The sequence below is a fragment of the Neisseria sp. HMSC070A01 genome (genome assembly GCF_001810165.1).
In the GTDB taxonomy this organism is placed as follows: Bacteria; Pseudomonadota; Gammaproteobacteria; order Burkholderiales; family Neisseriaceae; genus Neisseria.
This window is the reverse complement of record NZ_KV800126.1, coordinates 49,437-63,980: the sequence shown is the minus strand read 5'-3', so window position 1 is coordinate 63,980 and position 14,544 is coordinate 49,437. Positions and strand designations below refer to the sequence as shown.

Here is a 14,544-nt window from a genome sequence, read left to right as displayed (position 1 = left end):
GGGGGAAGCCTGCGGGGTTAATCGTTTCAACCCCGCAGGCCGTCTGAAAACGGAATCCGCATTATCTGACTTAACCTGACAAACGGAGAACCGCCATGAAACCACTATTTGCCGCATTATCTGTCGCCCTTCTGCTCGGCACATCTTTAAGCGCTCAAGCTGCCGAACAAACCACCCCCACCGACCGCAGCATCCAAGTGTACAAAAAAACCGACTTAGCAGAATGGAACCGCGAAAACGCAGCCGGAGGCCAAGGCCCGTTGCTCGGCAGCTTTGCCTTCACGCGCCATCAAACCGCCGACCAAGACGCATTCAAAGAAATCGGCTGGCTCACATTGCCGCCGGGCGCTTCTATCGGTCAGCACAAACATACCGGCAATGAAGACGTTTACATCATCGTATCCGGCAAAGGCCTGTTTACCGACAGCGAAGGCAAACAAACCGAAGTCGGCGCAGGGGACATTACCATCGCCCGCCCCGGCCAGTCCCATGCACTCAAAAATATCGGCAAAAAGCCGTTGGTATTCTTGGATTTGATTGCAGAGACCGCTGGCGCTAAAGCCGCTGAAACCAAGTAATGCTTTCAATGAAAGCAAACAATCTGCCATGACTTTCTGCCTTACCCAAACCAGGCAGCAGAACGATTGTTCCGTTTTCATTTAAATCTGCATACAAGCCAAAGGCCGTCTGAAAACCACGCTTCGTTTTCAGACGGCCTTTTTTCTCAAAAATCTTATCATATTAATAATGAAATGTTATATAATAACAGCCTTTCGAAATATGATGAGAAACTAAAATGACACAAACCACACTCAAACCCATTGTTTTATCTATTCTTTTAATCAGCACCCCCATCCTCTCCCAAGCGCATGAAACCGAGCAGTCGGTTGACTTGGAAGAGGTTACTGTCGTCGGTAAAAGCCGTCCGCGTGCAACGTCGGGGCTGCTGCACGCTTCGACCGCCTCCGACAAAATCATCTCCGGCGATACTTTGCGGCAAAAAGCCGTCAACTTGGGCGATGCTTTGGACGGCGTACCGGGCATTCATGCCTCGCAATACGGCGGCGGCGCGTCCGCGCCTGTGATACGCGGTCAAACAGGCAGACGGATTAAAGTGTTGAACCATCACGGCGAAACAGGCGACATGGCGGACTTCTCGCCCGACCATGCCTTGATGGTGGACAGCGCCTTGTCGCAGCAGGTCGAAATCCTGCGCGGCCCGGTTACGCTGTTGTACAGCTCGGGCAATGTAGCCGGTTTGGTCGATGTTGCCGATGGCAAAATCCCCGAAAAAATGCCTGAAAACGGCGTATCGGGCGAAGCCGGATTGCGTTTGAGCAGCGGCAATTTGGAAAAACTGACATCCGCAGGCATCAATATCGGTTTGGGCAACCACTTCGTGCTGCATACCGAAGGCTTGTACCGCAAATCGGGCGATTACGCCGTACCTCGCTATCAAAAAGAAGAAGGCCGTCTGAAACGACTGCCCGACAGCCATGCCGATTCAAAAACCGGCAGCATCGGGCTGTCTTGGGTTGGGGATAAAGGTTTCCTCGGCGTGGCGTACAGCGACCGTCGCGACCGCTACGGCCTGCCTGCGCACAGCCACGAATACGATGATTGCCACGCCGACATCATCTGGCAGAAGAGTTTGATTAACAAACGCTATTTGCAGCTTTATCCGCACCTGCTGACCGAAGAAGACATCGATTACGACAACCCGGGCTTGAGCTGCGGCTTTCATGACGACGATAATGCACACGCCCATGCCCACAACGGCAAACCGTGGATAGACCTGCGCAACAAACGCTACGAACTCCGCGCCGAATGGAAGCAGCCTCTGCCCGGTTTTGAAGCCCTGCGCGTACATCTGAACCGCAATGACTACCACCACGACGAAAAAGCAGGCGATGCAGTAGAGAACTTCTTCAACAACAAAACACACAACGCCCGTATCGAGTTGCGCCACCAACCCATAGGCCGTCTGAAAGGCAGCTGGGGCGTGCAATATTTGGGACAAAAATCCAGCGCGCTTTCCACCATTCCCGAAACTGTCCAACAACCGATGTTGATTGACAACAATGTGCGCCATTACAGCTTTTTCGGTGTAGAACAGGCAAACTGGGACAACTTCACGCTTGAAGGCGGCGTACGCGTGGAAAAACAAAAAGCCTCCATCCAGTACGATAAAGCATTGATTGATCGGGAAAACTACTACAACCAGCCCCTACCCGACCTCGGTGCGCACCGTCAAACCGCCCGCTCGTTCGCACTTTCGGGCAACTGGTATTTCACGCCACACCACAAACTCAGCCTGACCGCCTCCCATCAAGAACGCCTGCCGTCAACGCAAGAACTGTACGCACACGGCAAACACGTTGCCACCAACACCTTTGAAGTCGGCAACAAACACCTCAACAAAGAGCGTTCCAACAACATCGAACTCGCACTGGGCTACGAAGGCGACCGCTGGCAATACAATCTGGCACTCTACCGCAACCGCTTCGGCAACTACATCTACGCCCAAACCTTAAACGATGGACGCGGCCCCAAATCCATCGAAGACGACAGCGAAATGAAGCTCGTGCGCTACAACCAATCCGGCGCCGACTTCTACGGCGCGGAAGGCGAAATCTACTTCAAACCGACACCGCGCTACCGCATCGGCGTTTCCGGCGACTATGTACGAGGCCGTCTGAAAAACCTGCCTTCCCTACCCGGCAGGGAAGATGCCTACGGCAACCGTCCTTTCATCGCGCAGGACGACCAAAACGCGCCCCGTGTTCCGGCTGCGCGCCTCGGCGTCCACCTGAAAGCCTCGCTGACCGACCGTATCGATGCCAATTTGGACTACTACCGCGTGTTCGCCCAAAACAAACTTGCCCGCTACGAAACGCGCACGCCCGGACACCACATGCTCAACCTCGGCGCAAACTACCGCCGCAATACGCGCTATGGCGAGTGGAATTGGTACGTTAAAGCCGACAACCTGCTCAATCAGTCCGTTTACGCCCACAGCAGCTTCCTCTCTGATACGCCGCAAATGGGCCGCAGCTTTACCGGCGGTGTGAACGTGAAGTTTTAAAATCAGATAGATAAACAAAAAAGGTTTTCAGACAGCCGTCTGAAAACCTTTTTCTTACTTTAAACCAATTTTAAAACCAGCCATTAATCTTTCAAAACATCGCGTGCAGCCGCTTGAATCTTGGCCGCCGCTGCTTCGATTTGCTGCTGTTCGGTAGATGGGTTTGCCACTGTTTCAGCCTGGGCAGCTTGTGAAGCTGCGGTTTTAGGCTCAGATTCAGTTTGCGGCGCAGTCAGCGGCAAACGCGCCAATACAGTGCTGACGCCGGTTACTTTATCGCCAATCGCCACTTGCGCCTGCGCATCGACAGGCAGATACATATCCACGCGCGAACCAAAGCGGATAAAGCCATAGCGTTCACCGCGGGACAGTTTCGCACCGGCTTGGGTGTAACACAAAATACGGCGCGCCACCAAACCGGCCACTTGAACAAAAGTAATTTCACGACCAGAAGCCGTAGTCGCCAACACCGCGTTACGTTCGTTTTCCGTGCTGGCTTTGTCCAAATCCGCATTCACGAATTTGCCTTTGTTATAAACCACTTTCGTTACCGTACAATCGGCAGGCGATTTTTGCGAATGCACGTTGAACACGTTCATAAAAATACTGATTTTCAAAGCATCGACATCACGATACGGATCGCGTGCGCGCTCGACCACCACGATACGGCCGTCAACCGGGCTCAACACCGCTTCAGGATTTTGCGGAATTTCACGCGCAGGGTCGCGGAAAAACTGCAGAGCAAATACGGTAAACACCCAAAACGGCAAAGACCACCAGCCGCAGCACATCGACACCAGCAGGCTCAAAGCCAAACCGCCGCCGATAATCGGCCAGCCCTCACGGGCGATAATCGGGTGGGGATACAAACGGTTCATCACTTATCCTTCATTTAACAATTTCAAAATTGCCGCCATTATATCTGAAACTCCAAACATTGAGGCCGTCTGAAATGTTCAGACGGCCGGTGTCTTTTGTAAAAAATACTCAACATAGATAAAGTTTAAATCTCGGCAACGCAATGACGCAGCGTCCTCAACAAGCGGCTCACACAATCCAACACAGCGCCGCAGACAATGTTTAGACTACCCCTCCGCTCCCGATTATCTCGACAAGCCCAACATGACCGCCAATACCAGCCAAATCCAATGCCGCCGGCGTGATGTAGAAAACAAAGCGCGTTGAGACAGCAAACGCGTTTGGCTCAACTGAAACGCCACATCGGCCAACATCATCAAACGATCGGACTGCCGCGCCTCCCGTTCTTCCACTTTACGCAGTTTCAAATTTTCCGCCTCAATCCGCAGCCGCACCAGTTTGGCTTCCAAAAGCAGCAGCTCGCGCGCTTCTTCATACTCCTGTTGCTTCATCGTCCGTATCCTTGTCTATCTCACCGCGCAAATACGCAATATCCGATCGAATATCCTGCAAGGTCTCAGCCACACGGCTGCCCTGCTCTCGATAATCTGCCGATACTTTGCGGAACAATACGGCAATAATCAGCAAGCTCACGAAGAAAATGCCGAAAAACACCCACAACGCCGCCACATCCGACAACACGCGGTTCAAGCCGAACAGCAAACCGACCAAGCCCACCATCAACAGCGCGCCGGACAACACCAACCAAACCGCCAAACGGAACACATTCTCCGCCTGACGCGTCAAATCCAAGCTCAATACCTGCAAACGCAGCAGCAGCAAATCCGCGCCCTGATTCAACAAAGCCTTGCCATGTTCAAAACGCTGGCGAATTCCCATCTCGATTATCCTTTTTCCCAGGAAAAATAAGGCTAAGGCCGTCTGCACGGCGCAATGAAATCCATGATTTCATGTACACGCCTGTTCAGACGGCCTTAACATATTCACATTAACGGCGGTTCAACAACACACCGACAACCAAACCGGCCAATGCGGCAAAACCCATCGCATAATATGGTTTCTCATGCACCACTTCATCAGCGTGTTTGGCACCGCGTTTCAAACGCTCGCCCGCATCGGCTTCAAATTCGGCAAAACGCTCTTTGCCTTCTTTAAAACGTTCCTGAGCCGCTTCTTCAAACTGCTCGTATTTTTCACGCGCACGCTCGGCATGATGGCGCAAACGTTCGCCGGCCTCTTCTTCAAAACGGCTCAAACGTTCTTTGGCCGCGGCCAATTTCTCTTCCAATTTGGCCCGGGCTTTGCCGCCCTCTTCCGAACCGGCTTCCACACCGTCGCGGTACAACTCTTCCACATCATCCATCACTTCTCGGATGTCTTTCAGCAAAGCCTCGCGACGCGCTTCAAAATTGTGTTTTTTCATGCTTCTCTCCTTGATATAGGTTGATATGGTTACAGAATATTTATCTGTTAATAAATTATAACCGTTTATTCTAAAATAAACGTTAATTTAAATAAAATTAAGTGCTTATTATGAAAACAACCCGATGAAATTTAAAAAAGGCCGTCTGAAAACTTCAGACGGCCTTTTTTAATACCTTTTACACAGCCTATTCCAATATTCTTTTTTGATAAAAAAAGATATAATTTCATATCATTACAATTTCTTAACAAAGGTATCGCAACCATGGCAGTCAATCCTACCAAACTTTTTGACGGGCTGGCCAAGCTCGTGCAGTCGGAAGACAAAGCAAACTTCATCTACGGCTTCCTGCGCCTGTTCGATACCCCGAAAGCCACCATTACCAAACTGCAAAACCAAACCCCCGGCACCAACGTTGCCGATATGCCCCTGCATGGCGAAATTGCCCTCAGCCGCAAACTCTATTTCAAACCCGTCACCCCCGATACAGACATATACGACGTCCTGCAAGACCTGAAACAATCCGCCACAGCCGACAAAAACAAAATCCGCTTCTTTATCGTAACCGATTTTCAAAACATCGCCGCCTACGATAGCCAAGCCGACGACTACCTCGAATGCGCCTACACCGACTTGGCGCAAAACTACGGCTTTTTCCTTCCCCTTGCAGGCTTGGAAAAAAGCAGCGGATTTGAAGAAAATCCCGCCGACACCAAAGCCGCCGAAAAAATGGGGCGCCTTTTCGACCATATCCGCCGCACCAACCATCTTGAAAAATCCGAAGACATCCATGCCCTCAATGTCTTCCTGACCCGCCTGCTCTTCTGCTTTTTTGCCGAAGACACCAAAATCTTCCCCAAAGACAGCTTTACCAAACTCATCGAAAGCCATACGCACAAAACCGGCGAAAATGCAGACGAAGTCCTGACTGCACTTTTCCAAACCCTCGACACGCCCCCTGAAAAACGTTCCGAATCCCTGCCTGCCCATCTCGCAAGCTTCCCCTACGTCAACGGCGGGCTTTTCCAAGCAGACGAGCCTGTCCCCGATTTCGACGACCGCACCCGCCGCCTTTTGCTCGAATGCGGCAAACTCGACTGGTCCGAAATTAATCCCGATATCTTCGGCTCCATGTTCCAAAGCGTCATCAATCCCGCCCAACGTAGCCGCCTCGGACAGCACTACACCTCCGTCCCCAACATCATGAAAGCCATCAAGCCGCTCTTTCTTGACGACTTTCAGGCGGCGTTTCAAGACATCTTCAAACGCTATCCCAGCAATGAAGGCCGTCTGAAAGCCCTATACAGCCTCTCCATGCGGCTGGGCAACATCAAAATCTTCGACCCTGCCTGCGGCAGCGGCAATTTCCTGATTATCGCCTACAAAGAACTGCGCCGCCTCGAAATCGAAATCTTCAAAGCTGTCAAAGAAATCGACAGCAACGCCATTTTCAGCAGCCAAATCCGCCTCGACCAATTTTACGGCATCGAGCTGGACGACTTCGCCCACGAAATCGCTATGCTCTCGCTTTGGCTGGCCGAACACCAAATGAACCTTGCCCATGAAAACGAGCTGGGCAACAGCCTGCCCACACTGCCCCTCAAAAGCGGCGGCAACATTAAGGCCGCCAACAGCCTGCGCGAAGACTGGGAAGCCTTCTGCCCCCGTGGCAAGCGCGCAGAAGACGAAGTCTATATCGTCGGCAATCCCCCATTTGGCGGCAAACAATATCGTAATGCCGAACAAAATATAGACATGGACACTGTCTTTAACGGCTGGAAAAAATACGGCGTCTTGGATTACGTTGCCTGTTGGTTTTGGAAAGGCGCACAATATATCCGCGCCAGCCGCGCCAGGCTCGCCCTTGTCGCCACCAATTCCATCAGCCAAGGCGACCAGGTCGCCACCCTCTGGCCCCCTATTTTCTCATTGGGCAACCGCATCGCCTTTGCCTACCAAACCTTCCCGTGGGCAAACAATGCCAAAGACAAAGCCGCCGTCCATGTCGTCATCATCGGCCTGGAAGCAGCATATCTTTCAGACGGCCTCAGCCCCAATAGCGTGCAGCCCAAACTCTACAAACTTCTCGATAAAGAATGGCACAGCCAAAGCGTTGCCAACATCAGCCCCTATCTGATTCCAGGGAGTAATCTTGCTATTGAAGCTAGACGTACCCCTATTTGCAACATACCCGAAATGGTTTTCGGCAATATGCCCAATGATGGCGGACATTTAATTCTAACCACATATGAAAAAGATGCGCTTTTAGAAAAAGACCCTACAGCAGAAAAATGGATTAAACGGCTGTTAGGCTCCGAAGAATTCCTCAATGGCAAAGAGCGTTGGTGTATCTGGCTAAACGGCATTTCCGAACAAGAGTTAGCAGATATGCCGTCAAAACATCCTGAAATCCATCAGCGTATTGAAAAAGTACGCGCTATTCGTTCTGAAAGCAGACGCAAAGAAACTCAAATATTGGCAGAAACCCCTCACTTATTCGGAGAAATCCGCCACCCTACTTCCGGAAACTACATCCTCGTTCCCCGTGTATCCTCCGAACGCCGCGAATACGTCCCTATGGCATTTTTTGATAGTGAAATCATCAGTACCGACAGCAACCAAACTATCCCCAACGCAACCCTCTACGAATTCGGCATCCTCACTTCAGCCATGCACAACGACTGGATGCGCACTGTCGCAGGCCGTCTGGAAAGCCGTTATCGCTATTCCGGCACGATTGTGTACAACAATTTTCCTTGGCCCGAAGCCGGCGAAGCTGAAAAAGCCCGCATAGCCGCGCTTGCCGAAGACATCCTGCTTATCCGCGCCGACTATCCCGATCAAACCCTCGCGCAGCTCTACGATCCAGACAAAATGCCGCCGCCGCTTAAAGAAGCCCATCTCAGCCTCGATGCCGCCGTTGACCGCCTCTACCGCGCAAAACCCTTTTCAGACGGCATGGAGCGCGTAGAATTTTTGTTTGATTTATACGAAAAAGCCGTCAACGGCCAAACCACGCCGTAAAACGGCATCTTTGCCCCGACATTACCGTCTTTAAAAGGAAAATATCTTGACTATCCCCCTGCTCCACGTCGAATACGGACAAACCGGCAACAGCACCAAACCAAACAATATGGGCATGCGCGAAATGCAGGCCAAAGCGTTTGCCAAACGCGACGCGCAATATCTGCTGCTCAAAGCGCCGCCCGCCTCAGGCAAATCCCGCGCGCTGATGTTTTTAGCTTTAGACAAGCTGGCCCATCAAGGCATCAAAAAAGCGATTATCGCCGTACCCGAAATGTCCATCGGCGGCTCGTTTGCCGATACCGAATTGGCGAAACACGGCTTTTTTGCCGATTGGCGCGTCAAACCGGAAAACAATCTCTGCACGGGTAGCGGCGACGATAAAGACCAAGGCAAAGTGGATGCTTTTATCCGCTTTATGCGCGGCAACGACCCAGTTTTGGTCTGCACCCATGCGACGTTCCGCTTTGCTTTCGACAAACTCGCAGATGTCGGGGCATTTAATGACACGCTGGTGGCGATTGACGAGTTCCATCATGTTTCTGCGGAAGAAAACAACCGTTTGGGCGCAGTCTTGGACGAAATCATGCGCAACTCCTCGGCCCATATTATCGCCATGACCGGCTCGTACTTCCGAGGCGATGCCGTGCCGATTTTGAGCGAAGAAGACGAAGCCAAGTTTGAAAAAGTAACCTACACCTACTACGAACAACTCAACGGCTACCGATATTTGAAATCTCTGGGATTGGGCTACCATTTCTACCAAGGCCGCTATCTTGATGCTTTGGGTGAAGTGCTCGATCCGTCGAAAAAGACAATTATCCATATTCCCAACGTCAATTCGGGCGAAGCGGCGGTCGATAAGTATTCGGCAGTCGACCACATCATCGACACATTGGGCGAATTTGTGGAAAAAGACCGTGAAACAGGCATCATCACGGTCAAAGCGCATGACGGCAGGCTGCTGAAACTGGCGGATTTGGTGGACGACCGTAAAACATCCGACCGTTCTTTAATCCAGGCATATTTACGCAATATCAAATCGCGCGATGATATGGATATTATTGTTGCGCTGGGTATGGCGAAGGAGGGTTTCGACTGGCCTTATTGCGAACATGTACTGACCATAGGCTACCGCAGCTCGATGACGGAAGTCGTCCAAATTATCGGTCGCGCCACCCGGGATTGCGAGGGCAAAACCCATGCTCAATTTACCAATCTGATCGCGCAGCCCGATGCGGCAGATGAGGATGTCAAAGTGTCGGTCAATAATCTTTTGAAGGCGATTACGCTGTCGCTGCTGATGGAACAGGTATTGGCACCCAATATCACGTTCCGCCGCCGCTCGGATATGAGGCCGGATGAGCAGCCCAATCCGGGCGATGTGATTATCGACGATACGACGCTGCCTGCTTCTAAAAAAGTCGTCGATATTCTGAATAAGGATTCAGACGACCTTATCGCTGCGTTGGTACAGGATACGCAAAATGCCAAACGCTATATTCAAGAAGACACGCCAGCCTCTGCCGTCAATGAAACCGCGCTGCCGAAAATTGTTGCCTGCCGTTATCCCGAGCTGTCGGTAGAAGAGCAAGACCAAATCGTGCAAGGGACGCTGACTAAAATAGCGGTAACCCAGGGTGGAGGTATCAAAGACGGCAAGGATTTGCCCGATAATGCGCTTATCGAAGGCGAAAAAACCTATGTCAGACAAGGAGATTTTTTTGTCGATACGGTTAAGTTGCAAGAAGCCGGGCAGAGTTATTCCGTCGAAGAAACCGTCAGGGAACGTGATTTGCCTGACAATGCGCAAATCAAAAATCTGCAAACAGGCGAAGTCAAAACTGCTGACAACCGTTTTATCAAAGTCGGCGAAAAATTTATCAATGTGGATAGGTTGAATGTGGATTTAATCCGCGAAGTCAATCCTTTCAGGGACGCATATGAAGTTTTGTCCAAAAATGTGGACGCGCCGCTGTTGAAAGCGATTCAGGATTATGTGCAGGCAGACCGTATCCAAATGACGGAAGATGAGGCCGCTATGCTGTGGCCGCGTATCAATGATTTTTTCCGCAACAACAATCGGATACCTGACAAAGATTCAGACGACCCCTTGGAAAAACGCATGGGGGAGGCCTTAATCTATATCCGCAACAAAAAAGCGGAACGCATGGCAAGGGGCTGAATATGTTGCTAAAAGGTATGCGCGTTGATTCTAAAATCAACAGCTTGGACGATATTTTCAATCATGACGATTTAGGCCTGCTTGCCGATGTCAAACCGATTGCCGCCAAAGCCGATGCCGATGCAATGGTTTTGCAAACATTCGGCGAAGTCGAAGCGTTTTTCAGACGGCATGGACGTTTACCGAATAAAGACGGTAATTTGGATGAGAAAATTTTAGATAGGAAATGGCAAGCCTTGCTGAACAACAAACAGCATTGCGAAACCCTCCAGCAACACGATACGCTCAATTTGCTGAGGCCGTCTGAAAAAACGGAACGCTCTAAAGCAGAAAATGTGGTTACGCTGGAAGATATCTTCAACAATGATGATTTAAACCTGCTCGACATGGGCAATACGGATATTTTCAGGATAGAACACATCCAACAGCGGACGATAAATGGTGCTCCCTATACGGACGAAGACAATGCGGTACGGCAACCCTGTGCGGACTTTTGGCGGTTTGAAGCTTGGTTCAAACAAATCCACCATATGCTCAAACACAGTAAAGCCCATTTTGAACGCCTCAAAACTGAAACCTTCCTTCAGCCGGGCGATGTGTTCCTATTGCACGGGGCTTTGTGTTACGTCGCTGATTTTGCGGAGACAGAAGATAGGAAAAGTACAAGGGGAAACAGACGGTTACGCGTTATTTATGAAAACGGGACGGAATCTAACATCTTGACCCGTTCGCTCGCCCGCGCTGTCTATAAAGATGAAAACGGTAAAAAAGTCATGCTGTCCGATACTGAAGCCCTGCCGGATATTTTGACTGCCGATAATCAACCGGATTTAGTAACAGGACATCTTTACATCGTCAAACTGCTTCAACCCACACCGCAGCTTGCCGCCTATAAAAATCTCTATAAAATAGGCTTCACTACGGATACGGTGGAAAACAGAATCGCTAATGCGGAAAACGATACTGCTTTCTTGGAAAGCAAAGTTGTCCCTGTATTGTCTTTTGAATGCCGCAATATCAATCCGCATACGTTCGAGCGTTTATTGCATGCCTTCTTTGCTGCGCAAAAACTGAATATCCGCTTAATGGGAAAAGATGGGAAAAGTTACATTCCCAACGAATGGTTTGATGTCGGATTGGATGTCATTGAAAAAGCCGCCGAATATATTGTCAACGGTACAATTAACCAATACCGAATGGACAACACAACTGGGAAAATTGTTCAAAAACTGACGAAGTAAAACAGTTTAACAATTAGGGGATTCTATCCTTATGCCCTTTCGGCATTGTCCTTACCAATATTGGTTTAATTTGCAGCAATTCTTATTGCCATTTATCCCTCAAATTAAAGGCCGTCTGAAAACTTCAGACGGCCTTTTCAATTCAGCTTAAAGACTTAAGTCTTATGCCAAACCTTTTGCTTTCAACACTTCCAGCATGGTGCTGCCCAATTCGGCAGGGCTGCGGGTGTAGGCGATGCCGGCTTTTTCGAAAGCGGCAAATTTTTCTTCGGCAGTACCTTTACCGCCGGAGATAATCGCACCGGCGTGGCCCATGCGTTTGCCTTTAGGAGCGGTCACACCTGCGATGTAGCCGACAACGGGTTTGGTTACGTTGGATTGGATGTATTCGGCTGCTTCTTCCTCCGCAGTACCGCCGATTTCACCGATCATGATGATGGCGTCGGTATCGGGGTCTTCTTGGAAGAGTTTCAGCGCGTCGATTTGGTTCATGCCCGGAATCGGGTCTCCGCCGATACCGATACAGGTTGATTGACCCAAGCCCAGTTTGGTGGTTTGTGCCACGGCTTCGTAAGTCAGTGTACCGGAACGGGAAATGATGCCGATGCGGCCGGGAGTGTGGATGTGGCCCGGCATAATGCCGATTTTGCACTCACCCGGAGTAATCACGCCCGGGCAGTTAGGGCCGACCAAGCGGGTACCGTTGCCGTTGGTTTCCAAGTAGCGTTTGGCTTTGAGCATGTCCAGAGTCGGTACGCCTTCGGTAATCACAACCACCAAGCCTACGCCGGAATCAACCGCTTCAACGATAGAATCCAAAACAAACGGAGCGGGAACATAAATCACGGATGCGTCTGCGCCGGTTTCTTTAACGGCTTCTTTCATGGTGTTGAACACGGGCAGGTTCAGGTGGGTTTGACCGCCTTTGCCCGGAGTTACACCGCCGACGACTTTAGTGCCGTAAGCCAGAGCTTGTTCGGAGTGGAAAGTACCGTTTTTACCGGTGAAACCTTGAACCAATACTTTGGTGTCTTTATTAATCAATACGCTCATTCTTTTCTCCTTAGGCGTTTACGGCTGCGACAATTTTTTCGGCTGCGTCATTCAGGCCGTCGGCGGAAGTCAGTTTCAGACCTGATTCGTTCAGGATTTTCGCGCCGAGTTCGGCGTTATTGCCTTCCAGACGGACAACGACAGGCACGTCAACGTTGATTTCTTTAACGGCTGCCACGATGGCTTCCGCAATCATGTCGCAACGGACGATACCGCCGAAGATGTTGATCAATACGCCTTTGACGGATTTGTCTTCGAGAATCAGTTTGAACGCTTCAACTACGCGCTCTTTGGTCGCGCCGCCGCCTACGTCCAAGAAGTTGGCAGGTTGGCCGCCTTTGAGTTTGATGATGTCCATAGTTGCCATCGCCAAACCTGCGCCGTTCACCATACAACCGATGTTGCCTTCCAAAGCAACGTAATTCAGGTCGAATTCGGAGGCTTTCAGCTCACGTTCGTTTTCTTGGGATTTGTCGCGCAATTCGGCGATTTTCGGCAGGCGGTAGAGCGCGTTGCTGTCGATACCGATTTTGCCGTCCACGCAGGCCAGCGCGCCGTTTTCGCGGACTGCCAGCGGGTTCACTTCAAACAGGGCGAAGTCGTTTTCGACAAATGCTTTGTACGCGCCGGTCATCAGTTTGACGAACTCGTTGATTTGTTTGTCTTTCAAACCCAGTTGGAACGCCACTTCACGCGCTTGGCAGGGTTGCAGGCCGACCAGCGGATCAACGGTTACTTTGAAGATTTTTTCAGGAGTTTCGGCAGCAACTTTTTCGATTTCTACGCCGCCTTCGGTAGAAGCCATGAATGTAACGCGGCGGGTAGAACGGTCAACCACTGCGCCCAAGTACAGCTCGGTTTGAACCGGATACATGTCTTCGCAAACCAAAACGCTGTTGACAGGTTGGCCGTTGGCATCGGTTTGGTAAGTTACCAAGTTGGTGCCAATCAGGCTTTCAGCCACTTCTTTAGCTTCTTCGCGGCTTTTAACGACTTTTACGCCGCCCGCTTTACCGCGGCCGCCGGCATGTACTTGTGCTTTGACAACAGCGAATTTGCCGCCCAATTTGTCGTAAGCTGCAGCGGCTTCTTCGCCGTTGTGTGCCAAAATACCGCCTTGTACGGGCAAACCGTAGCTAGCCAGCAGTTCTTTAGCCTGATACTCGTGTAAATTCATGGATTTCTCCTTAAGGTGAGTGGGTTTTAGGAATCGCCCTGCGGCCAATCCCATATTTTCAGACGGCCCTACTATTTACTGAAGGGCAACCACATCCGCGCCAGCAGATACATGGTTGCGCCGCCTCCCCCGAGAATAAAAAAGACAATGCCTTTTTTACGCGAATTCGGGCAGAGCAGATAAACGGCAAGGCTGAAACTGATAAACAACAATGCCACGCGCCAAACCAATTCTTTATCTTTGAAACGGTTGAGCGTATAAGTTTCGGTCATCATCACATACATTTGCCACAATGCGGCCATACACATGCTGATGATGCCCGCCGGTATAAAGAAAATACCGACTATTTCTTTGTTCATAATGAATGTAAATGCTGTGTGTTTGTCTGACGGAATTATAAATCAGAAAACGAAGCTATCGAAACATTCAATTTGTCGAAGGCCTTAAGGCCGTCTGAAAAGTTTCAGACGGCCTTAA

At 50.6% G+C, this 14,544-nt stretch carries 12 protein-coding genes; 5 read left to right on the top strand and 7 right to left on the bottom strand.

Annotated features, from left to right (window positions below; all coding sequences use genetic code 11):
• Positions 1-95 precede the first annotated feature (95 nt).
• Both HMPREF2711_RS08850 and znuD read left to right on the top strand, forming a co-directional pair.
• Positions 96-578 (top strand): cupin domain-containing protein, encoded by a 483-nt coding sequence (locus HMPREF2711_RS08850; RefSeq protein WP_003745628.1) that lies wholly within the window; start codon positions 96-98, stop codon positions 576-578.
• Positions 579-796: 218 nt separating this feature from the next.
• Complete coding sequence (znuD, locus tag HMPREF2711_RS08845) at positions 797-3,085, top strand: TonB-dependent zinc receptor ZnuD (protein ID WP_003745626.1); 2,289 nt, start codon at positions 797-799, stop codon at positions 3,083-3,085.
• Between the two features lie 83 nt (positions 3,086-3,168).
• Here znuD and HMPREF2711_RS08840 read toward each other — a convergent pair whose 3' ends face one another.
• The 4 genes from HMPREF2711_RS08840 to HMPREF2711_RS08825 form a co-directional block, all read right to left on the bottom strand.
• Positions 3,169-3,963: a phosphatidylserine decarboxylase gene (locus HMPREF2711_RS08840; RefSeq protein ID WP_003745623.1), complete on the bottom strand. Its 795-nt coding sequence runs from the start codon at positions 3,961-3,963 to the stop codon at positions 3,169-3,171.
• Positions 3,964-4,188: 225 nt separating this feature from the next.
• Positions 4,189-4,455: a hypothetical protein gene (locus HMPREF2711_RS08835; RefSeq protein WP_003745621.1), complete on the bottom strand. Its 267-nt coding sequence runs from the start codon at positions 4,453-4,455 to the stop codon at positions 4,189-4,191.
• On the bottom strand, positions 4,436-4,843 hold the full coding sequence (locus tag HMPREF2711_RS08830; protein ID WP_003745620.1) for a phage holin family protein: 408 nt from the start codon (positions 4,841-4,843) through the stop codon (positions 4,436-4,438). Before HMPREF2711_RS08830 ends, HMPREF2711_RS08835 begins: the two co-directional genes overlap by 20 nt.
• 109 nt (positions 4,844-4,952) lie before the next feature.
• A complete protein-coding gene (locus HMPREF2711_RS08825; protein ID WP_003745618.1) occupies positions 4,953-5,387 on the bottom strand; it encodes an ElaB/YgaM/YqjD family protein in 435 nt (144 codons plus the stop codon).
• Between the two features lie 264 nt (positions 5,388-5,651).
• Between HMPREF2711_RS08825 and HMPREF2711_RS08820 the strand changes: the two genes are divergently transcribed.
• Genes HMPREF2711_RS08820 through HMPREF2711_RS08810 form a run of 3 tightly spaced genes read left to right on the top strand, consistent with a single transcriptional unit; the run spans position 5,652 to position 11,837 of the window.
• A complete protein-coding gene (locus HMPREF2711_RS08820) occupies positions 5,652-8,411 on the top strand; it encodes a DNA methyltransferase (RefSeq protein ID WP_003745615.1) in 2,760 nt (919 codons plus the stop codon).
• A gap of 46 nt (positions 8,412-8,457) precedes the next feature.
• Positions 8,458-10,596: a helicase-related protein gene (locus HMPREF2711_RS08815; protein ID WP_196794541.1), complete on the top strand. Its 2,139-nt coding sequence runs from the start codon at positions 8,458-8,460 to the stop codon at positions 10,594-10,596.
• 2 nt (positions 10,597-10,598) lie between these two features.
• Positions 10,599-11,837 (top strand): GIY-YIG nuclease family protein, encoded by a 1,239-nt coding sequence (locus HMPREF2711_RS08810; protein WP_003745610.1) that lies wholly within the window; start codon positions 10,599-10,601, stop codon positions 11,835-11,837.
• Between the two features lie 162 nt (positions 11,838-11,999).
• Here HMPREF2711_RS08810 and sucD read toward each other — a convergent pair whose 3' ends face one another.
• From sucD to HMPREF2711_RS08795, 3 genes are read right to left on the bottom strand one after another with little or no spacing between them, the layout of a single operon-like run.
• Positions 12,000-12,890 carry a succinate--CoA ligase subunit alpha gene (sucD, locus tag HMPREF2711_RS08805; protein ID WP_003745608.1) on the bottom strand — a complete coding sequence of 297 codons (891 nt, stop codon included), beginning with the start codon at positions 12,888-12,890 and terminating at the stop codon, positions 12,000-12,002.
• A gap of 10 nt (positions 12,891-12,900) precedes the next feature.
• Positions 12,901-14,121 carry an ADP-forming succinate--CoA ligase subunit beta gene (gene sucC / locus HMPREF2711_RS08800; RefSeq protein WP_346714617.1) on the bottom strand — a complete coding sequence of 407 codons (1,221 nt, stop codon included), beginning with the start codon at positions 14,119-14,121 and terminating at the stop codon, positions 12,901-12,903.
• Between the two features lie 17 nt (positions 14,122-14,138).
• Positions 14,139-14,426: a hypothetical protein gene (locus HMPREF2711_RS08795; protein ID WP_002242554.1), complete on the bottom strand. Its 288-nt coding sequence runs from the start codon at positions 14,424-14,426 to the stop codon at positions 14,139-14,141.
• Between the last annotated feature and the right edge of the window lie 118 nt (positions 14,427-14,544).